Here is a 22,299-nt window from a genome sequence, read left to right on the forward strand (position 1 = left end):
CCGCGTTTAGTACGCGGGTTTATAATAGTTAACTAACGAATTAAATTAAATCGCCCAGCCTCCGGCATAAAACACCACCAATGCGATAGCGATAATTACGGTACCGATGTTTAAACGTTTAAAATCACCTGAAACAACACGCCCAATAACTAAGCTCACAAAGCCAAGCATGATTCCCGTAACAATATTGCCCGTTAACACAATAAAAACCGCACATAACAACCCAGATAAAGCATCAACAGAATCGTTCATATCCAGTTTGCTCACATTACTTAGCATCAATAAACCAACATACATTAATGCAGGCGCGGTTGCGTAAGCTGGCACTAAATAACTTAATGGTGCTAAAAATAGCATTAGCACAAACAATAACCCGACAGTCGTTGCCGTTAAACCTGTTTTACCGCCAGCTGCAGTACCCGCCGCAGATTCAATATAAACAGCCGCTGGAGAGCCACCAACAAAACCTGCAAAAATACTACTCACTGAATCGGCAGTTAACGCTTTGCCACCACTAATAATATTACCGCGCTCGGTCAATAAGTTAGCTTGTCCTGCTACTGCACGAATCGTACCTGTTGCATCAAAAATAGCGGTCATTACTAATGCTAATACTGTCGGTAGGATCACCGGATTTAGCGCCCCCATAATATCCAAAGAACCTAATAGAGAACCTTCACCACCAAATGTAGGCAGTGCAAAGAAACCGTGATATTTCACATTAGGATCAAAAATCAAACCAAATACTGAAATAGCAATAATCACTAATAAAATACCGCCAGGTACACGACGCTTTTCAAGCCCTAAGATTGCAGCTAACCCTACCAATGACATAATCACAGGTAATGACATAAAATGACCAAAGGCCACCGGTAAACCTGCTTGTGGATTCTTGATAACTAGACCAACACCATTAGCTGCAATCAATAACAAAAATAGTCCAATACCAATACCGGTGCCATGTGCAATTCCCGTTGGCATATTTCTCATGATCCAGCCACGAATGCCTGTCACTGTAATTAGAGTAAATAATACTCCCATTAAAAAAACAGCACCAAGAGCCACAGGAATGCTCACCCCTTGCCCAAGCACTAAACTGAAGGCTGTAAAAGCAGTAAGCGATATCGCACAACCAATAGCCATTGGTAATCGAGCCCACAATCCCATCAGCAATGAACCAAAAGCAGCAACTAAACAGGTTGCAATAAAGACAGCACTTTGGTTAAAACCAGCCGCACCTAACATGCTTGGCACAACAATGACTGAATATACCATTGCTAAAAAGGTCGTTAACCCTGCAATAACTTCTTGTTTAACACTACTACCACGCTCCGATATTTGAAAATAACGATCTAAACCGTGAGTTAATGAGCTTTGGGTATTGGATGTATTGTCAGCAGACATGATGTCTTCCTATAATTTCTGTTTTCAAACCGTTACTACTGGCCATTAGTTATCACAATCGCCAACGCAAACGTTTACGTTATCAAAAAAAGAAAAGGTTGAAGTGATTATCTTCAACCTTTACGTAATCTTTACTTATAGATGATACCTAAAAAGTAACCTTTCCCGCCACTATAAACTGCTTTTTTACCATCATTAAATGACCCTCTAACTACCACCATAAAAATCTCTTATCGTACAAGTGAAAAATATTGCTATTATACCTGTGATTATCACAATAAAGACCCACCACACCACAACTTAATAGAAAATTATCCCCCAAACCTCTCGCTATAAGCAATAATTATACAATTTTTTTCTTTACAACTAGACGTATACTTATCAATACAAGCAAAAAAATACCATTAACTAATTATTGACTCTGCAGATATTTCAATTTGCTTTATCCGTAATTTTTAACTCTTTATATAGAGCGTTAGGTGACTGAAATGAAACATACACTTTGGCCTGCATTTATTGATGTTGTAAAACGCGATGTTGTACCAGCACTTGGCTGCACTGAGCCTGTATCCGTTGCGTTAGCAGCAGCAATTGCCGTAAACAAACTTAATATTAATCATCAACAAATTACCGGAATTGAAGCGTTCGTATCGGCTAATTTAATGAAAAATGGTATGGGTGTAGCAGTACCTGGTACTGGAATGGTCGGGCTAGAAATAGCCGCAGCAACAGGAGCTATCGCGGGTGATAGCCAAGCACAATTAGAAGTACTTAAAAATCTAACCGCCGATGATGTTGCTATCGCAAAAGCAATGCTCGATAAAAAGTTAGTTTCAGTTAGTGTTGCCAATGTCAGTAATATTCTTTATTCCAAAGTAACCGTCTTTAGTGGTGATCGCTCTGCAAGTGTCACCATTGCCGATAGCCACACTCATATACTGGCAATTGAAGAAGACGGAATAACAACGTATATTGCCGATCCTAAACATGCTCACCATGCGTCTCAACAATCAGCTAATACCAATCCTTTTACTCATGCATGTGCTCAAGATATTTTTGATTTCGCAACGCAGGCACCATTGGCAGATATTAGTTTTATTGAGCAAGCTTACCAACTCAATAATGCACTTTCGATTGAAGGCTTAGAGGGTAACTATGGCTTACAAGTGGGTGCAACTTTCCAACGCAATATTGAACGTGGTTTGCTTTCTGCGGGCTTATTAACTGACGTATTATTACGCACGGCTGCAGCTTCAGATGCACGAATGGGTGGTGCAATGAAACCTGCAATGAGTAATTCAGGTTCAGGTAATCAAGGTATTGCTGCGACCATGCCTGTCGTTGTTGTCGCTGAATTTATTAAAGCGGGTGAAGAGCAACTTATCCGTGCATTAATGTTGTCACATTTAATGGCGATTTATATTAAAAGCCATCAAAACAAATTATCTGCCTTATGTGGTGCAACAACTGCTTCAATGGGCGCTGTTGCTGGAATGACATGGTTGCTTGGTGGTAATATTCAGCAAATCAGCGCTGCGATCAATAGTATGATTGGTGATATCGCTGGCATAATCTGCGATGGAGCAAAAACCAGTTGTGCAATGAAAGTATCATCATCCGCCGGCTCTGCCATTAAATCTGCATTAATGGCACTTGATGGTTTTAGTGTTACAGGAAATGAAGGTATTGTTGCAAACGATGTTGATAGTACTATTCGTAATCTTTCAGCGTTAGCGAATGGTTCAATGGCTCACACAGATATTCAGGTCCTTGATATCATGATTAATAAATAACCATACATCTTCTAATTTCGCGACACACCCCTCTAGATTTATAGAAAAAGCCAGATAACTCGTTTGCTTTTTTATGTTTATCTAGAGGATTATATTACCTCATTTCGATAATTCTCAGCAAAAAACAGTTAAAACCGTATTTTCCCTCTTACTAATATTCTTTTTAGTTATATGTAATCACATCTAGTTATTTAAAAAACACGCCATTAGCGTAATAATCCAGCCATAAACAATGTGAACACTATTAGAAAAACCATCACTTACATCAATAATAATCGTACGATTCTGCATTTTGCCATTCTGACATTTTGTGTGTTTTATACTTCGCAACCATTTTTGATACACAGCTCTAAAACGCAAAAAAAAACATAAACTTAAAATAAAAACCATAAACAGCGATCACTCTTTTTTGCTTCTGTTTGGTTATAGTTTAACTGCTTTATATTGCTAAAAATACACGAACTAAATTGGCGATCCTGCCAAAAAACAATAGCCAAACACTATGTTTAGGTTAATCATTCAGGGCTGACATTAATATGAACCAAACAGTCAATAATTCTCCTTTTATAGCGAATACGCCTCTGCATGTTCGTGCCAATATGACTCAAGAACAATGGCGACAAGCAATTAAATTTGACAATATCGACATTGGTTGGATTGTAATGAGTATCGGCATGGCCGTTGGTGCAGGTATTGTATTTTTACCTGTCCAAGTAGGGGTTATGGGATTATGGGTATTTTTACTTTCAGCTGTGATCGGTTATCCAGCCATGTATTTATTCCAAAAGCTCTTTATCAATACTTTGGCTGAATCAAAAAAGTGTACCGATTACCCTGGTGTCATTTCAGGTTATTTGGGTAAAAACTGGGGAATTGCATTAGGTATATTATATTTCTTAATGCTAGTAATTTGGGTATTAGTTTATTCTTTGACGGTCACTAATGATAGCGCCTCTTATTTACATTCTTTTGGTATAACGAAAACCCATCTTAATCATAATGTCTTTTATGGCTTAGCACTGATTAGCTTACTCAGTTATATTGGTTCTAAAAGTGAAAAATTCTTATTTAAAATATCCGGTTTTATGGCCGTCACCGTCTTACTATTAGTCGCGGTAATGGGAATTTTATTAGTCCCTCAGTGGAGCCTTACTAATGTTACCCCTGTCGAAAATTGGGGACTAATGCTTAAAAATGCTATTATTACGTTGCCATTTACCCTTACATCAATTCTGTTTATTCAGTCATTGAGCCCAATGGTTATTTCTTACCGGTCACATGAAAAATCAATTGAAGTTGCGCGTTATAAAGCGACTCGTGCGATGAAAATTGCGTTTACTATTCTATTTGTGATCGTGTTTTTCTTTGCAGTATCGTTTACTTTTGCCATTAGCCAAACAGAAGCTAAACATGCGATGGAATTAAACATTTCAGCACTCGCAATGATTGCACATTACTTCCCTGGTAGCTCTGCAACAATTGTTGGTATCGTGATCAATATCTTTGCCGTTGTGACTTCATTCTTTGGTGTTTTTCTTGCCTTCAAAGAAGCTTGTCGTGGCTTAGCGATGAACGTTTTAGAGCGTAAATTTGAAAGTAATAAGATCAATACTAAACTTGTAGATAATTTGACTACAGTATTTATCATTCTAGTTGCGTGGGGTGCTGTGGCTTTAAACTTACCTATATTATCATTTACATCTATTTGTTCGCCTATATTCGGCATTGTAGGTTGTTTAATTCCTGCCTATTTAGTGTATCAAGTGCCACATTTGCATCAATATAAAGGCACAGCAACAAACCTTATTATCATCACAGGTATCTTACTCTGTATCTCACCGCTATTAGTGTTTATCTAAGCCGTCACATCCTCATAAAAACGTGACGCAAAAAAATGCCGCAGTATTAACTGCGGCATTTTTATTTGTACATTCGTGGTATATGTCGATGTGTTTATGCAGTAACTGCATCAATTTGCTTCTTAGCTTTCGCACGTTTCTGTGCCAATGCCACACCAGATAACACCATAATGCCACCAATATAATGATAGTTATGTAACTGCTCGCCTAACATCACACTCGCAATACCTGCCGCCATAATAGGTAATAAGTTCATAAACATTGCAGTTCTATCTGCGCCGAGGCGTTCAATACTTTGCATCCACAACCAAGGCGCCAAAACTGATGCTAATAATGCTGCATACATAATTAAAGGTGCAGCAGCGGCGGTAATTGCAATCCGATGACTGGTTAACAATAAAGGTGTTAGCATCATCACCGCAAATAGGCATTGAACATACACCGAATGCCAGCTTGAAATCGGCATTTTCCAGCGTTTAAGTAACACACAATATAACGCATACACCACCGCAGCTAACAGCATTAAGCCGTCACCCTGTTTAATCCCCTGACTGATCAAATTACTGATATGGCCATGGCTTAGCATCAAGACTAACCCACTTAATGATAAAACGGCGCCAATAAGCGCAAAAGGAGATAAACGTTGGCCAAGTAATGGCACACTTAAAAACATACTCACTAATGGGACTAACGAAATAATTAATGCAATATTTGTCGCACTCGTGGTCGCCGCGGCAAAATATCCTAACGACTGATTCAGTACCATACCCAGTAAAGCTAAAAAAGCTAACTTAGCTAAATACGGTTTAATGATGACTCGTTCGCGCCATACCGACTTAGCTAAAAAAGGGGTTAACGCCACTAAAGCAAAAAACCACCGATAGAACGAAATCGCACCTGGGTCGATGACACTGAAGGCCATTTTGTTAACAATCGCATTTCCGGCCCAGATCGCAACCGTAAAAAGAGGGAGTAAATAGAACATTTTAAGCCTTAGATAAAACAGTTATTTCAATAAGGGAGATTGAAATAGAGGACGACGCTATTTTGTCACTTCCGATGAGAAATATATATTCGTAACCAGACATAGAAAATGCTTAGTCGGACATTTATTAATGAAAATGATAAAACCCTAACCACCTTACTCTGTTGTCACAAGTAATATGCTTAAGGTTTTAAATTGAAGACTATATGTGAGTTAGCGACTGATTATTTATCACTCGGCAATGACTCTTTTTCACAGAACATAGTTGCTGCTAATCGCGCAAGATTGTAAGCATCAACATAGCCTGAGTGTTGACGTCCTTCCCAAGCCACACCTGCAATCTCCATTGCAGCACGTTGCCCTAAGCGTTTATTAGTGACATGGCGTTGTAGTTTAAATAATGTAGCTAAATTTAAATACTCACGAAAAGGCTCTTTTAATTCTTTTGCAACGCACTCTTTCTTTAAAATACGATCATCATGACCCCAAGCACCATAAATCTTATGTCGGCCACCAAATTTTTGTTCAATAGAACGTAAAATAGTCGCTAATGGCTTACCATTTTTTTCAATTAGCTCAGGTTTAATCCCTGTTAATTCCGTACAGAATGGTGAAATTTCATCATGTTCAGGTTTTACATAGTGTTGTGCACGGCGCACAATACGGCCCGTATTTAAATCCAGCTCCGCTACTCCAATTTCGATTATTTCACCAGTTCTCGATGTATGGCCATCATTCCAGCAGCACATTTCAAGGTCAAAACAGACAATACGATCAAAATTCATTACGTTATCCAAGAGTCACGGGGTAAAACGGGCGCAGATAATACCATTTTGTCACTCAGGGTTCATCCTTCTACACTAGATTATTTATGAAATATGACTTGATGGATATTTGGATCGCGAAGCAAATTTTTAACCACTAAAGGGTTAATTACTGCGACTGTAGAAGAGACTCCAGCCCACCCATCATTATTCATTTCCAATTCAATATAAGCAATATGGTTTTTTACTGATAAGTATGTGATTTTTCCCGCAGATAAATATGTAGGAGAGATAACTGAATCAATAACAAATTGAATATTATTTTGTAAGCTTGGCTTTATTGTTTTTGGTAGTTTTTTAACTACAAACGGAGAGTTATTAAAAGGATTGACACCGCCAACTTGACTGTAATTGATCATGGCTTGACGATACGTTTGAATATTTGCTGGTAAGATAACAGTATTGAGATGTAGTCGTTGATTGTTATTTTGTGAATTAGCGACTACCGATGATGAAGAGGATTTTGATTGTTCGCTTGAATAGCATCCTATGAGTGAAAGGCATAATCCAATGCTGATGATGCTATAAATATATCGTTTTTTAATCATAATTATTATCTTTTTTGTGGATGTAAGATTTGAATATAAATGAGTATGGCTACATCCAATTAAAAATCAATTAACACCTGATAGAAATACTAATGTACCAACTTATCTTCTGCTATTGCTTATGTTTCTTTCATCATCACGCTATATCACTTCACATTAAATTTGCATGATATTACAACGAAGACAAATAGAAGTTAAAGCAATATTACTTTCAAACGGTTTATGCTCCCGCAAAAATTATATCTGGTGTTTAACTTCGCCATATAGCAGTCGAAATTTTCGATAAAACCTTCTTTAATTCAATATCACTAATACAAAGAATATATAACCCATTGCATCTATTCTACTTATTGACTGATATACTCTTAAATTCGTAATACTGTTTAGATCTGATTATGACGACTATTTATAACCCAATTATTGACAATAATAATCCACCTGATGATATATTTTTTGTTCATGAAGTTTTTGAACCTGACACCAGTACCCTCTACCATAGTCATTACTGGGGTCAACTACATCTTGTTACTAATGGTATTATTGAATTGAGTACTCACAATAATCGTTTTTTAGCACCGCCTCGTTATGCTTTGTGGATCCCGGCCATGATTGAACATAAAAGTTACATTCGTCGTAGCCTTAATTATTGTTCAATGAATGTGTGCTCGCCGTTATCCGATCAACTTCCGGCTTACCCATGCTTACTTGAAGTCACTGATGTAATAACCGCTATTATTGAAGATCTGCGCCAACGTCAGATTATGGTTGCAACAACCGAGCAAGATAAACGCTTAATCACAGTATTATTTGATCAGGTGCTATTGTGTAAAGAACACGACCAATTTCTGCCTACCAGCGAAGATAAACTATTACAACCGATCCTAATTGAGTTAGAACATAACCCAACCAATAATTTATCACTCACTCAGTGGGCGCAACAGCTACATACCACAGAGCGAACATTGGCACGTCATTATAAAAATAAATTGGGAATCAGTTTTACTGAATGGCGACAGCGACGTAAATTTATCTATGCATTACATTTACTGCGCCAAGGCATGTCAGTCAACGAAACGGCGTTAACATTAGGCTATCACCAAGCCTCCCCCTTTATTACCTTATTTAAGAAATATGCAGGTGCCACGCCAGATCAATATCGATTACGGTTAGATTAATCCACCTTCATCAAACGCTTATAGCACTCAACTCCCCTATAATTTCCTGCATAAAGCGCTTTTCTTATTACTGCAATCAAAAATAAACACTATCAGCGCCTGTTCTGTGCGCTAGATCTCCTTATCTTGACCTTCAACCTGAGAGTTAAATCACATCTCATTTGGCTGGTTACAAATGTCCAGTAAATGCGCGCTTTATCCCATATCGAGAATAGCTTCTGCCACCCATAATAGCTCCAACAAAACGGCTTACCGCCATCTTAAACCTGTTATGTTTTTGTCCTTATCCGTGGCCAACATCGTCATAACGAAATGGAGTTATTCTTATGAAAAACCAATTATCGCAATTAAAGCGGCACCTCTTAACTGGTACTAGTCACATGCTACCTTTCGTTGTTGCGGGTGGTGTATTACTTGCCTTATCAGTAATGCTAGGTGGTAAAGGTGCTGTACCTCAAGGTGTTTTCCTTGAAGGCCTTTGGGACATGGGTATCGCAGGTTTCACTTTATTCGTACCAGTGCTAGGTGGCTACATTGCTTACTCTATCGCTGACCGTCCAGCACTTGCACCAGGCATGATTGGCGCTTACCTTGCAAACCAAGTTAATGCCGGTTTCATCGGGGCAATCATTGTTGGTTTCATTGCAGGTTACGTCGTACTACAACTAAAGCGTATTCCGCTATCTAACAAACTAAAAGCCATCTCAACTTATTTCATTCTTCCTATCGGTGGTACGTTCATTGTTTCAGGTCTAGTTATCTGGGTTATCGGTGCTCCGATTGCAATGGCAATGGAAGGCATGAACACTTGGCTACAAGGCATGGCTGGCACATCTAAAGCTTTCTTAGGTGCCATTCTTGGTGGTATGACAGCCTTTGATATGGGTGGTCCAATCAACAAAGTTGCTACTCTATTTGCTCAAACACAAGTTGGTACTCAACCATGGTTAATGGGTGGTGTGGGTGTTGCTATCTGTGTACCACCACTAGGTATGTTCCTTGCAACTCTATTATCACCTAAGCGTTACTCTGATGAAGAGCGCGAAGCAGGCAAAGCGGCTGGCATCATGGGCTGTATCGGTATCACTGAAGGTGCAATCCCATTCGCTGCTGCTGACCCAGTACGTGTAATCCCGTCAATCGTTGTCGGTGGTATCGTTGGTAACGTCACTGCATTCTTGTTCGGTGTCCTAAACCACGCTCCTTGGGGTGGCCTGATTGTTCTTCCGGTTGTTGATGGTCGTATCTTCTACATCGTGGCTATCATTGCGGGCTCTGTAACGACGGCACTCATGGTTAACTTCCTTAAAAAGCCAATTGCAGACCGTGAAGAAGATAAAGCACAAGCTGCTGCATCTGATGACCTAGACCTAAGTTTTGATTAATAACATCGCATTCATTTATCAACGCGTTAATCGCATTAAATAACAAATTTGGAGATTCACATGAAACTATTAGCTATCACATCTTGCCCATCTGGTGTTGCACATACATACATGGCTGCTGAAGCACTAGAAGTTGCCGCAAAAGCAAAAGGCTGGGATGTTAAAGTTGAAACACAAGGATCTATCGGTATCGAAAACGAAATCACCATGAGTGAAGTAGCTGACGCTGATATTATTATTCTGACTAAAGATATCGCCATTAAAAACGAAGAGCGTTTCGCAGGTAAGAAAATTGTCCGTGTCGGTGTTGCAGACGCAGTAAAGAAAGCACCACAAATCATGGATAAAATTGAAGCGCATTTAGCTCAAGCTTAATCATGCGATAAGGCACAGTTAAATGTGTGCCTTATGATTTACCCCTCAAATAAAGCCACCTTAGATCACGTTATTTAAGGTGGCTTTTTATATAACAGCTAAAACAGCCTCATCATCAAAATAAACTGGCATCAAGATAACAAATTCAAGAGCATTATATCGCAATCAACCACCAGCTAACTGATAATACTCATATTCATACATATAGTGCTTTTTAGTGGCCTTTAGTGACTCATCAGTCCACGTCCATACTGAATAACAAGAAGTAGACGCAAGACATGCATAATATTTTTATTGATTTGCTTGATAGTGCCATTTCTGATTTTGAATCTTTAAATAACATTTGGTTTGCTGGTGACTCGTTACCACCGCTAGAATCAAGTTATCAAGTTAACTTTCCACGACTTGAACTGGTATTTAAAGGCCGTTATGCCAATACCTTTGATAATCAACAATCAAATGTAGCAGATATCACTCTTGGCGTTGGCGAAGCATTATTCATTCCTGCCAATGCATGGAATAAACCAGATTGGCAACACGAGTGCTCAGTATTAAGTTTATTGTTTGGCAAGAGTCAACTTGGCTTTAGTTTGGTCAGTAAGCGAGAAAATGAAGACGGATTTTATGATGTGCAAAAATACAGCGTACCGCAACGCAGTAGTCATGCTATCGATCATATTCTCAATGCCTTATCAAGCTTAACCCATGAAAAGAAAAAACAACCTGCTGATAAATTTCTATTAATAGCTTTGCTGTGTTACTGCAAAGACATGCTTGAAATGCCAACGGCTGACTGTACCCGTCGTAGCCAAGATTTATTTAAAGGCATCTGTATTTACGTCCAAGAAAATTTTCACCGTAATATTAACCGTAACACGGTTGCTGAAAGGTTTAATATCTCACCCAATCACCTCTCGCGCTTATTTCGCCAAGAAGGCCATATGCGATTTGCCGATTATATCGCTTGGGTACGTTTAGAACGGGCTAAATTCATGCTAAAACGCTACAACTTCCGTTTAGAAGAGGTGGCAAATCGGTGTGGTTATCATGACTCAAATTACTTTTGTCGTGTTTTTAAACGTAAAACAGGCAAGACACCAACAGAATATCGGGTCCATTAAAAGTACATATAAAATATAAACAAGTGAATCTCGACGCATAGAGTATTTAGCACGGTCACATATCCATCAATTGGGTACATAAATCCAGTTACAACGCCTTTTGTCCACTGCTAATTTTTTAATGAGCGTAATACACTCTTACTTTATTCGCGCAGTTGACAGGAGTCTCACGTGTCGCATATTTCATTAGATGGTCAGTGGCTACTCACTTCTCCACAGCATTCACATATTCCTATTCCATGCGCACTGCCTGGCGATGTACATTCAGCGCTCATTCAAGCGGATTTACTGCCACAACCTTATTTCGGTTGTAATGAAGAATTAATTCAATGGGTCGGTGAAAGTGAGTGGCAACTAACAACAGACTTCACACTCACAACCGAGCAACTAACTGCAACCGCCATCGATTTGAATTTATCGTTTGTTGATACCATGGCTATCGTTAGCATTAACGGTACTCAGGTATTAACCTGTAGCAACATGTTCCGTCTTTATCAGGTTAATGTTCAGCCCTACCTGCAACAGGGTGTAAATCACATCAGTATTGCATTAGCGCGTAATGATAGTGAAGCACAGCGACGTGCAGAAAAACTACCTTTCCCCGTGCCATGGGCGGTCGGTAATAATCAAATTCCACACATGAATACTCTGCGTAAAACCCAATGTCACGCGGGCTGGGATTGGGGCATTTGTTTATTATCAACAGGGGTATATAACTCGCTAACACTCATCCCTGTTTATGACACTCGCTTACACCATGTTAGAACCCAACAAGCATGGCTACCCAATGGCGATTGTGAAGTCACAGTTAACGTTGATTGCGAAGTACTGAAGGACGGCGCGGAGCAAGCACTTGAAATTAACTTTGATAAGCAAGTACACACTATCGCTATAGATAATATAAACAATGGCATTCAAACCGTCACCACCACTATTGTCGTAAAAGATCCACAGCGCTGGTGGCCTGCAGGTTATGGCGAGCAACCATTGTACCCATTAACGGTTACGCTTAATAATCACACCATCACCAAAAAACTTGGTTTGCGTGAACTCACATTAGATACACAAACCGATGCTATTGGTAGTGCAATGACATTTGTGGTTAATGGCAATGCGATCACTGCCAAAGGTGCCAATTGGATTCCACTCGATGCCCTACCCAGCCGTCAAACTCCTGCACGTTATCGTCAACTATTAGAAGATGCAGTTGCCGCTAACATGAATATGATCCGTGTGTGGGGCGGTGGCATGTATGAGCATGATATTTTTTATGAGTTATGCGACGAACTCGGATTATTAGTGTGGCAAGATCTGATGTTTGCTTGCGCCTTGTATCCATCAACCCCAGAGTTTTTAGCTGATGTTGAATTAGAAATTGTTGACCAAGTAAAACGCCTAGCAGATCACCCTTCACTGGCATTATGGTGTGGTGATAACGAAGTCATTGGCGCGATTGGTTGGTATGACGAATCTAAACACAATCGTGAAAAATACGTAGTGAATTACGACCGTTTAAATCGCATGCTGCAACAAGTAGTTGAACAGTACGATCCTAGCCGTCGTTTTTGGGCAAGCTCACCGTGTAATGGCGAACTCGATTTTGGCGATGCATGGCATGACGATAACCGTGGCGATATGCATTTCTGGGATGTATGGCATTCAGGTAAATCGTTCGATGCCTACCACAGTGTTAAACCACGTTTTTGTTCGGAATTTGGTTATCAATCATGGCCATCTTTGCCAACGGTAAAAACCTTCGCCGACAGTGAAGATTGGAATGTCACCTCGCCGACATTTGAACAACACCAAAAGAACGGTCGTGGTAATAGCATTATGACCGAAATGTTTACTCGCTATTTCCGCTTTCCGGTTGGTTTTGCCAACATGTTGTATTTAAGCCAAGTACAACAAGCAATCGCCATTAAAACAGCGACTGAGTTTTGGCGCGCCCATAAACAACATTGCCGCGGTATTCTCTATTGGCAACTCAATGACTGCTGGCCGGTGAGTTCATGGTCAAGCATTGAATATACTGGGCGTTGGAAACAACTCCATCACCACGCAAAACGTTTCTTTGCCCCTGTGATGGCGACATTTATTCAACAGCCGCAACAACCTCTAACACTGCATGTGGTTAATGATCATCATCAACCAATGCCAATTAGCGGAACAGTGATCAAGGCAGATTGGCAAGGGAATGTCCTCGCCACATGGCAGCTAGACACCCAATTAGCTACCGACAGCAGTGACATTGTATGGCAAACAGAAGACATCTTAACCGCCACTGAAACTAAACAGGTGTTTTACCATGTAAGCTTAACCTGCGCTGATGGCAGTGTGACTGAAAATACGCATTACCCATGCTTGTTTAAACACGCACAACTGCAAAATCCAATCATTAACACAGAATGGCATCAAGACAACGATACTATTTGGCTAGAACTCGACACTGACTGCCCGGCATTATTTGTTGAACCACAACTTGAATGCCAAGGTCGTTTTAGTGATAGCAGTTTTACTTTATTACCAAGTCATATTACAGGCACGAAACATCGCCTTTATTATATTGGTGATTGTGATCTTAATACATTAAAACAGCATTTAACCTTATATCACCTTCGAGGAACCTATTAGTTTATAAAGCTTCCACAATAATATAAATAACAGCAACAGATACGCATATTTTTATATGTGTATCTTGTTACGACTGTTATTTATTAATAAATACTATCTATTTTCATCATGTTTATACGGAATTTATTTTCTCACATTTATAATAAGGAATTTTCATGATCAGAAATAAAGCCCATACTTTAGCGTTAATAACACTAGCAACATTGTGCGCTCCAAGTTCTTTTGCCGCTGAAAAAAATCAATTAACGATTGTGGCTGATTTTTATCCCACCATGATCCGTAACTTTAACCCGTACTTAGCGACAAATTTACGTACCACAACCGATTTTATTTATGAGCCTTTAGTTATTTTTAACCAAATGCACGGCAATAAACCGGTAATGCGATTAGCGAAAAACTACTATATGTCTGACGATCTTAAACAAGTCACATTTGAAATTCGCGACGGCGTAAAATGGTCAGATGGAACCCCATTTACCGCTGATGATGTAGTGTATTCATTCCAACTTATTCATGATAAACCTGAGCTTGATCCGAAAAGCATGGATCGCTGGATAAAAAGCATCCACCAGCAAGATAACAAGGTTATTTTTGAATTAACTGAAGCCAATTCTAATCTGCCATTTGAAATTGCTTCGATCCCTATTGTGCCAAAACACATTTGGAGAGATATTGAAAAACCTGAATTATTTACTAATGAAAACCCAGTAGGTTCAGGTCCATTTACTGAAATCGATACCTTTACACCACAGCTTTATGTGCAATGCCGTAACCCTAATTATTGGGATAACGATAACCTAGAAGTCGATTGTTTACGGGTACCTCAAATTGCCAATAACGATCAGCTATTAAATAAAATCATTAAGTCAGAACTTGACTGGACCAGTGCCTTTATTCCTGATGTTGATGCACTGTATGCCGCTCGAAATCCAAACCATAAATACTGGTATCCTGCAGCAAGTACTCAAGCTTTTATGATGAATTTTAAAACGCCGCACCCAGGTAATAATGAAGCGATCAATAACCTTGATTTCCGTCGCGCGATATCAATGGCTATTGATCGTCAAAAAATCATTGATGTCGCTTTTTATGGCAACGGCATCGTTAATGACTACGCATCAGGCTTAGGCAAAGGCTTAGAATTCTGGGCTGATAAAGATATTTATAATAAATACAAAGGCTTTAATACTTACAACATTGATAACGCCAAAGCATTGTTAGCAAAAGCGGGCTTTAAAGATATTGATGGTGACGGTTATGTAGAAACCCCTACTGGTAAAAAAATAGAGATAGCGATTCAATCACCAACAGGTTGGACTGATTTCAACAACACCGTTCAACTTGGGGTTGAGCAGTTACAAATAGCCGGTATTGATGTCAAAGCCAAAACCTCTGATTTTGCGGTCTATAACCAAGCCATGACCAATGGTACTTATGATATGGCTTACACCAACTACTTTAATGGTGCCGACCCTTACCGTTACTGGAACAGCGCCTATCATTCTCGTTATCAAGAAGGCACAAGCATGCCACGTTTTGCAATGCACTTTTTTAAAAATGCCGATTTAGACCAGTTGTTAGATAATTTCTACAAAACAGCTAATCAAGATGAGCAAAAAGTTATCGCCCATAAGATCCAAAAAATTATTGCCGAAAACCAAATCACGATTCCAGTCATGTCTGGCGTTGATGTGTACCAATTTAATGAGAGTCGTTATACCGGTTGGTGGAGCACAGACAACCCTAAAGGTCGTCCTTTAGCATGGGCGGGAGTACCTGAGCGTTTATTACACGTATTAGATTTAAAACCAAAAGCGTAATAATAACCATACCGTTATCTTTTGATAACGGTATTTATTTCGCTGTGATCTCAGTCTGAATATATAACACCACTGTTATTTACTTAACGGGAGTTTTTAATATTCAGGCTAATTAAATCGAATATCTTTATTAGGAATAAATACGATGGGCTTTTTCTTTCGTCGATTATCATTTTATTTTGTCGCGTTATTATTTGCAGCCACATTAAACTTTATATTGCCTCGCGCCATGCCTGGTGATCCAGTTACGATGATGTTTGCTAATGCTACTTCACACGTTAGCCCTGAACGTATTGAAGCCATGAAAAAACTGCTTGGCTTTGTTGATGGCCCTTTATATGAACAATACTTTTCTTATCTTGCCAATATATTTACTGGACAATGGGGAACCTCCATTAAGTTTTATCCATTATCGGTTAATGATCTGCTTGGTAGTGCCATTGGCTGGTCATTATTTCTAACCGGAACCGCGGTTGTTTTATCGTTTTGTATTGGATCGGTAATGGGTATTTTTGCCGCGTGGCGTCGAGGTAGTTATTACGACACCTTTATTTCGCCAAGTACGCTGGTGGTGCAATCTATCCCGTCAGTGGTTATTGCGATGCTGGTGATGTTCACCTTTGCCATTGGCTTAGAATGGTTCCCGATTGGCAATGCTTACACCTCTGGCACTACGCCTGATTGGTCAAGCTGGGCATTTTATAAAGATGTCATGTATCACGCTGCCCTGCCGTTGTTATGTGCCACTGTCAGCCAAATTGGTGGCTTTTTAATTAGCATGCGTAACAACATGATTAACTTACTTAATGAAGACTTTATCACCATGGCAAAAGCCAAAGGATTAAGTGAACATCGCGTGATTTTTAACTATGCCGCTCGTAATGCCATGCTGCCAAGCGTGACCGCATTATCAATGGCCTTAGGTACTGCAATCAGTGGTCAGTTAATTGTGGAAATGATCTTTAACTACCCCGGTCTTGGAACCGTCTTGTTAAACGCTATTCACGCCCGTGATTACCAAGTGCTTCAAGGACAATTATTACTGATGACCTTATTTATGTTGTTCTTTAACTTTATGGCCGATCTATTAATTGTGCTGTTAGACCCACGTCTACGTAAGGGAGAGCGATAACATGAAAGGTATTATTCAATTATTAATTCGTAACCCTAAGTCATTAACTGGACTCTGTATTTTAGTGGTATTTGTATTAGCGGCTCTGTTTGCGCCAATGATCACTAACCATGCACCAGATAGAGGAACAGGCAACCCTCATGAATACCCAGCTTTTGTAGTTAAAGCCGCGCAGAATAATCCTGATGGTTGGATAGCGAAAAACTTAGCCACCAATAAACGTACCCTGCTGATGTCAAAAAAAGCCGATCATATTCTAGGTACAACACGAATGGGGCGTGATGTGTGGTCACAATTAATTTATGGCGCACGTACTTCACTGGCCGTTGGTTTAGGCGCAGGTATTTTAGTGTGTTTTCTGGCAACCTTAATCGGTGTTTCAGCTGGATATTTTGGCGGTAAAGTTGATGAAATTTTAACGGCTGCCATGAATATCATGTTGGTGATTCCACAATTACCGTTGCTATTTATTATTGCTGCGTTTATTGGTCAGGCGGGGCCATTTACGATAGCGATTGTGATTGCTATTACTTCATGGGCATGGGGCGCGCGGGTGGTGCGATCTCAAACTTTATCCTTACGCGAAAAAGAGTTTATTCGTGCCGCAGAAGTGTTAGGTGAATCACCATGGCGCATTATTGCCGTTGAAATTCTGCCGAACTTAATGTCCATTGTTGGTGCTAGTTTTATTGGTTGTGTATTGCTCGCGATCATGACCGAAGCCAGTTTGTCGTTCCTTGGTCTTGGTGATCCAAATGCCATCAGTTGGGGGGTGATGTTATATAACGTCCAAACTTCATCGTCGATGCTGATTGGCGCATGGTGGGAAATACTTGCACCGTGTATGGCGCTTATTTTTATTGCTATCGGTTTATCGTTATTAAACTTTGCCGTCGATGAAATTGCCAACCCTCAGTTACGTTCTCACAAAGGCATGCGTCGTTGGCAACAGCGCAGTGATGCAACCCTTATCGATACTCAAACCGAAATGCCTCACCCTATCGCTGATGGTGGAATCAAATAATGAATAGTAACCTATTAACTTTAACTTTTAGTCGTGAGCATCAATGCGATCAATTAACACGAACGCTTCATCTGACCTTGAGTAAACATTCAACATTAACCGTTAACCAAGATGTGAATGATTTTAATGCTGAGATCAGTAAGCGCGTTATTGATGTTGCCGATATTCAAGATATTGGCTATTTAATCGCGACTACATTTATGCAAGCAACCACGCTTCAATTGTGCATAGATGCCGATATTGCCACTCGTTTTGAACGTCAGCAATGGCTGAAATGGCTCTCTTTTGGTTTAGCGTTATCAAATTATCATTATCGCCACAGTAACAGCCCATTATTAACCCCAATACTGGCAGATTTCACCTTATTGAATGCTGATGCTAGTGATAACACAGCGTTTGAAAATGGTAAAATTCTTGCTCACAGCCAATTGATTGCACGCGAGTTAACCAATAAACCAGGCAATATTCTGTATCCACAATCCTTTGTCGAAGCTGTAGAAGCATTAGCGATTAACAATATTGAGTTATCTTATCTCGATGATGCAATGATGCTTGAACAAGGCTTTGGCGGCTTAATGAGTATCGCCCAAGGCAGTGATCGCGAAGCACGTTTATTGTGCCTCGACTATCATCCTCAAGATCCCAAGTTTACCATCGCTTTAGTCGGTAAAGGCGTCACCTTTGATTCCGGTGGTATCAGCATTAAACAACCGCGTTATATGAGCACTATGAAAGTCGATATGGGCGGCGCAGCGGCGGTTGTTGGTGCACTTAATGCCATTGCACAACTGCAATTACCTATTCGAGTGATTGGCTTATGTGGCTTGGTTGAAAACATGCCGTCAGGTAAAGCCATTAAACCCGGCGATGTGGTAACGATGCTCAATAAAACCAATGTTGAAATCATCACCACCGATGCCGAAGGGCGAATGGTGCTAGCGGATGTATTGCACTATGCTCAGCAACACTACCAACCTGATTATTTAGTCGATATTGCAACCTTAACGGGCGGGACAGGCATTGCGCTTGGTAAAGCCTATGCCTCATTGATGGGTAATGATAATAATTTAATTACGCGAGCTCAAACAGCAGGTCAAGCATGCTCTGAACCGTTATGGCCAATGCCTACCGGAGGTATGTTTACCACCGCACTTGAAAGTGACTTTGCTGATTTACGCCACGGTAGCGAAGAGCCTGACGGTAGCCCGTGTGTTGCGGCTACCTTTTTAGAACACTTTATTCAACCTGATCAAAAATGGATCCATATTGATTCAGCCGCAATGTCACTGGGTATGAATCACCGTGAAATTTACCCGAAAGCCACAACGGGCTACGGCACTTTATTATTAACCGAGCTTTGCCAACAATTGATCTTACAAGATCGGTTGCACCAATAACAAGGACGTTGAACATGATCTTATTAGCAAACTCAGAAGCCTACCCAGGCATTGAAGCATCAGCACGTCGCCTACAAGCAGGTGAAGAAGGCTTACGGGCTTTAGTTGAAGGCATTAAGCTGGTGGAATTAGATCCGCGTGTACGTACCGTGGGTTATGGTGGCTGGCCTAACGTATTAGGCGAAATGGAATTAGATGCTTCGGTAATGGACGGTGACAGTTTACGTACTGGCGCTGTTGGTGCGTTAAAAGGTTATATCCACCCAATAGAAGTCGCCTATAAGGTAATGACCGATCTCAACCATGAAATTTTAGTTGGTGAAGGTGCGGCTATTTTTGCCAATGAAATTAATGCTGTTGCGGGTGATAACCTCATCGAAGATTCAAAGCAAGTATGGTGGCAAAAGCTAAAGCAAGCCATGACACCTGAGCAACAAGCGGCATTTCCTAATGTGCCGCTTGCGCCATTGTCTAATAATGCCACCGATCCTGAACGTGTACGTGACACTACTGTCTTTTTAAGCAGTGATATTAATAACAAAATTACCGCCGCTACATCAACCTCAGGTTGGGCATGGAAATACCCCGGTCGGTTAGGTGATAGCCCAATTATTGGTGCTGGCTCTTATGCTGACAGCCGCTATGGCGCCTGTGCGTGTACTCACACTGGGGAAATGAGTATTCGTTGTTCAACTGCTCATGCAGTAGTGTTATATATGAAAATGGGCATGACCCTTGATGACGCTGTGTATGAAGCAATTCGCGATCTTGATTATCTAAAAGATGGCTATACTGAAGGCGTTACTATTCATGCGATAGACTGCCACGGTAATCACAAAGTGGTGAGTTTAAATTGTCCGGGTAATATTACTTATTGGTTCTGGCAAACGGGCATGGATAAGCCAGAAGAGCGCCAAGCTGAAGTGATCATGATTAAGTAATTATTCTCACAGAAAAGAGAATACAGTGACACTAAGATCAACAACACCCTGCTTAAGATCATACTTACAGGGTGTTGTTATATAGCAACGGCCATTTCATTATTTACATTTATTAAGTACAAATCCCCACAGCTTTTGCCATATCACATCAAGTTGATTATAAGGTACATAATCATAGCGAAAAGCTTTACTATCATCTTCTGCAATACTTTTTACATACTGCTTATTATCGGTAGTAACAATTTTCGTAAAACCGCGCGTATAAGGTGACACTTCACGTTCAAGAAAACGTAACGCTTGGCGAGGATCCGTCGTCACTTTTATAATATCAGGATGATGAGATAAGCCATGAGTGATCTTTAACTTAAACCTTGTCATTGTTGCCGTCCTTGAAACGATTGAGATACTCAACAACCGTGAAAATGGAAATATAAAAAAGAAATTCAAATAAAATATACTCGCTCTTGTTTCTTTTAAATATCAGCAATATGTTTCAATTTGTATGAAAGATAAGAAGTTGTAACAAAGGCTATCATCAAATAATAAACAACAAAGTATTATTAAAAATGAAGTTGCTCTACAGTATAATTCTTCGATGTATATATCTTATTTACCTTGTTCCAAGGGATAGGAATTAGGGTTGCATTGGCTTTTTTAGCTCTGTTTAAAACAGAGTTTCTAGTCTGGTTATGATCAGAATAAGTACTCCCATTATAATCAGTATTAGGCGTTGCGATGGGAGATAGCTCTGTGACATAAGTATATTTACCACACCCCTCTAACCATACTTTTACTTGGCCGTTAGGTAGAAAACCAAAATCAAATGTTGTTTGATAGCAAGACTTACGCATTCCATCAGATCGAATGTAACTTTGCTTTTTATACATCAGCACTTTCATTTTTGGCGTGACATTTAGTTCTGTGATATAAAATTTTGCATCAAACAAGGATGTCCAGTAGAGCACTATTTTATCGGGTAAATGATTAGTGTATTGGATTTGTGGATACCACCCCATAGTGTTGAAAGCGAGAGGCAATCCATAGCCATCATAATTGGGTAGAAATTCTTTCACGCGTTTAAGGCCACTGACCGTCATAAACTGACTATGAGTATGTAAAATAGAAGTCCAATCTTCTGTTTTATTAATGCCATAGGCTTTTGTGACCCTCACTGGATAAAATGATGGCATAGTATAACCGGCCGTCCAATCAGGAACTTCATCAGGTACTCGCTCTTTATTTATCCCGCTACATCCACCCAGTAAAAGGCAGAATAACCCTGTTGATATAATGGTTTTCATTTACTGTCCTTGTTTACATTCAAACATTTCACGAAGAGCGATACTGCCATCGTCCTTATAAAATTGATGATTAGCTATCCCACCATCTGCTGGATAAGGTCCTTATCCATAAAGCTTTTTAAGCACTTTTCACTACACAGTGAATTAATAATTTTCTGTACTTCACCGTTTTTAGCCCATCCTAAAACGTCCTCGCTGTCTTAACCAAAAGGACTTGTTGCAAATAAACCATTTCCTCTTTACTTTGACGTAAGTTTCATCGCTTCGCCAACATGTCGCAGAGGTTTGCGTAGCTCATTGAGGTCGAGCCGTACCAGCAAAGGCATCAAAAAATGATCTCAGACGCAAAGTCTTTCCATTTAAATTCAGAATTGGTCATTAAGTCGGCAGATTACATAGGGAAAGCAGTGATTCTGAGTTCAGGTTGAATTTTTTGTGCCCCCCCCCCCCATTTGAAGGGCTTTAGTCCCCGCAGGGGATGAGCGATTAGCGAACCTGTAAAAGCACGTAATCGCCCATAAAGAACAAGAACAAGAACAAGAACAAGAACAAGAACAAGAACAAGAACAAGAACAAGAACA

19 protein-coding genes and 1 pseudogene are annotated in these 22,299 nt (G+C 39.9%); 12 read left to right on the plus strand and 8 right to left on the minus strand.

Annotation, left to right across the window (positions count from 1 at the left end; all coding sequences use genetic code 11):
- Nucleotides 1-45: 45 nt before the first annotated feature.
- Complete coding sequence (locus Q0V26_RS03375) at nt 46-1,404, minus strand: NCS2 family permease (RefSeq protein WP_297476852.1); 1,359 nt, start codon at nt 1,402-1,404, stop codon at nt 46-48.
- Between the two features lie 488 nt (nt 1,405-1,892).
- On the opposite strand from Q0V26_RS03375, the gene Q0V26_RS03380 reads away from it, so the two are divergent.
- Together Q0V26_RS03380 and Q0V26_RS03385 are read left to right on the plus strand one after the other, a co-directional pair.
- Nucleotides 1,893-3,197 (plus strand): L-serine ammonia-lyase, iron-sulfur-dependent, subunit alpha, encoded by a 1,305-nt coding sequence (locus tag Q0V26_RS03380; protein ID WP_297476854.1) that lies wholly within the window; start codon nt 1,893-1,895, stop codon nt 3,195-3,197.
- A gap of 599 nt (nt 3,198-3,796) precedes the next feature.
- Nucleotides 3,797-5,056, plus strand: a complete 1,260-nt coding sequence (locus Q0V26_RS03385; protein ID WP_297476885.1) for a hypothetical protein — start codon at nt 3,797-3,799, stop codon at nt 5,054-5,056.
- A 94-nt stretch (nt 5,057-5,150) separates the two neighbouring features.
- Here the strand turns inward: Q0V26_RS03385 and Q0V26_RS03390 are convergent, their stop codons facing one another.
- The 3 genes from Q0V26_RS03390 to Q0V26_RS03400 all read right to left on the minus strand — a co-directional run bounded on the left by Q0V26_RS03390 (nt 5,151) and on the right by Q0V26_RS03400 (nt 7,413).
- Nucleotides 5,151-6,041, minus strand: coding sequence for a DMT family transporter (locus tag Q0V26_RS03390; RefSeq protein WP_297476856.1), 891 nt, complete (start codon nt 6,039-6,041; stop codon nt 5,151-5,153).
- A 224-nt stretch (nt 6,042-6,265) separates the two neighbouring features.
- Nucleotides 6,266-6,826 (minus strand): 3'-5' exonuclease, encoded by a 561-nt coding sequence (locus Q0V26_RS03395; protein ID WP_297476858.1) that lies wholly within the window; start codon nt 6,824-6,826, stop codon nt 6,266-6,268.
- A gap of 80 nt (nt 6,827-6,906) precedes the next feature.
- Nucleotides 6,907-7,413, minus strand: a complete 507-nt coding sequence (locus Q0V26_RS03400) for a hypothetical protein (RefSeq protein ID WP_297476860.1) — start codon at nt 7,411-7,413, stop codon at nt 6,907-6,909.
- A gap of 395 nt (nt 7,414-7,808) precedes the next feature.
- On the opposite strand from Q0V26_RS03400, the gene Q0V26_RS03405 reads away from it, so the two are divergent.
- The 10 genes from Q0V26_RS03405 (at nt 7,809) to Q0V26_RS03450 (ending at nt 20,417) form a co-directional block, all read left to right on the plus strand.
- Nucleotides 7,809-8,588 carry a helix-turn-helix transcriptional regulator gene (locus tag Q0V26_RS03405; RefSeq protein ID WP_297476862.1) on the plus strand — a complete coding sequence of 260 codons (780 nt, stop codon included), beginning with the start codon at nt 7,809-7,811 and terminating at the stop codon, nt 8,586-8,588.
- A 326-nt stretch (nt 8,589-8,914) separates the two neighbouring features.
- Nucleotides 8,915-9,973, plus strand: a complete 1,059-nt coding sequence (locus tag Q0V26_RS03410; protein WP_080156460.1) for a PTS fructose transporter subunit EIIC — start codon at nt 8,915-8,917, stop codon at nt 9,971-9,973.
- A gap of 60 nt (nt 9,974-10,033) precedes the next feature.
- Nucleotides 10,034-10,348, plus strand: a complete 315-nt coding sequence (locus tag Q0V26_RS03415; RefSeq protein WP_080156461.1) for a PTS fructose-like transporter subunit IIB — start codon at nt 10,034-10,036, stop codon at nt 10,346-10,348.
- Between the two features lie 278 nt (nt 10,349-10,626).
- A complete protein-coding gene (locus Q0V26_RS03420) occupies nt 10,627-11,469 on the plus strand; it encodes an AraC family transcriptional regulator (protein WP_080156462.1) in 843 nt (280 codons plus the stop codon).
- Nucleotides 11,470-11,640: 171 nt separating this feature from the next.
- Nucleotides 11,641-14,103, plus strand: a complete 2,463-nt coding sequence (locus Q0V26_RS03425) for a glycoside hydrolase family 2 protein (RefSeq protein WP_297476863.1) — start codon at nt 11,641-11,643, stop codon at nt 14,101-14,103.
- Nucleotides 14,104-14,375: 272 nt separating this feature from the next.
- On the plus strand, nt 14,376-15,923 hold the full coding sequence (locus Q0V26_RS03430; protein WP_297476887.1) for an ABC transporter substrate-binding protein: 1,548 nt from the start codon (nt 14,376-14,378) through the stop codon (nt 15,921-15,923).
- 145 nt (nt 15,924-16,068) lie between these two features.
- The gene (locus tag Q0V26_RS03435) at nt 16,069-17,055 is read left to right on the plus strand and encodes an ABC transporter permease (protein WP_297476865.1); all 987 of its coding nucleotides are present in this window, start codon (nt 16,069-16,071) and stop codon (nt 17,053-17,055) included.
- A 1-nt stretch (nt 17,056) separates the two neighbouring features.
- Complete coding sequence (locus tag Q0V26_RS03440) at nt 17,057-18,079, plus strand: ABC transporter permease (protein ID WP_080156467.1); 1,023 nt, start codon at nt 17,057-17,059, stop codon at nt 18,077-18,079.
- Complete coding sequence (locus Q0V26_RS03445) at nt 18,079-19,476, plus strand: leucyl aminopeptidase family protein (protein WP_297476867.1); 1,398 nt, start codon at nt 18,079-18,081, stop codon at nt 19,474-19,476. Before Q0V26_RS03440 ends, Q0V26_RS03445 begins: the two co-directional genes overlap by 1 nt.
- 14 nt (nt 19,477-19,490) lie before the next feature.
- Nucleotides 19,491-20,417 (plus strand): N(4)-(beta-N-acetylglucosaminyl)-L-asparaginase, encoded by a 927-nt coding sequence (locus tag Q0V26_RS03450; RefSeq protein ID WP_297476868.1) that lies wholly within the window; start codon nt 19,491-19,493, stop codon nt 20,415-20,417.
- A 99-nt stretch (nt 20,418-20,516) separates the two neighbouring features.
- Here the strand turns inward: Q0V26_RS03450 and Q0V26_RS03455 are convergent, their stop codons facing one another.
- From Q0V26_RS03455 to Q0V26_RS03470, 4 genes and pseudogenes are all read right to left on the minus strand, one after another.
- Nucleotides 20,517-20,795, minus strand: a complete 279-nt coding sequence (locus tag Q0V26_RS03455) for a hypothetical protein (protein ID WP_107276787.1) — start codon at nt 20,793-20,795, stop codon at nt 20,517-20,519.
- Nucleotides 20,796-20,977: 182 nt separating this feature from the next.
- Entirely contained in the window at nt 20,978-21,718 is a 741-nt protein-coding gene (locus Q0V26_RS03460) for a DUF2931 family protein (RefSeq protein WP_297476872.1), read from the minus strand.
- Nucleotides 21,719-21,977: 259 nt separating this feature from the next.
- Nucleotides 21,978-22,097 (minus strand): annotated as a pseudogene (locus Q0V26_RS03465) (IS6 family transposase); the annotation flags it as partial.
- Between the two features lie 12 nt (nt 22,098-22,109).
- The coding region (locus Q0V26_RS03470) for a hypothetical protein (RefSeq protein ID WP_297476874.1) at nt 22,110-22,299 on the minus strand (190 nt) is incomplete at its 5' end.

This window comes from uncultured Photobacterium sp. (genome assembly GCF_947039875.1).
GTDB lineage: Bacteria > Pseudomonadota > Gammaproteobacteria > Enterobacterales > Vibrionaceae > Photobacterium.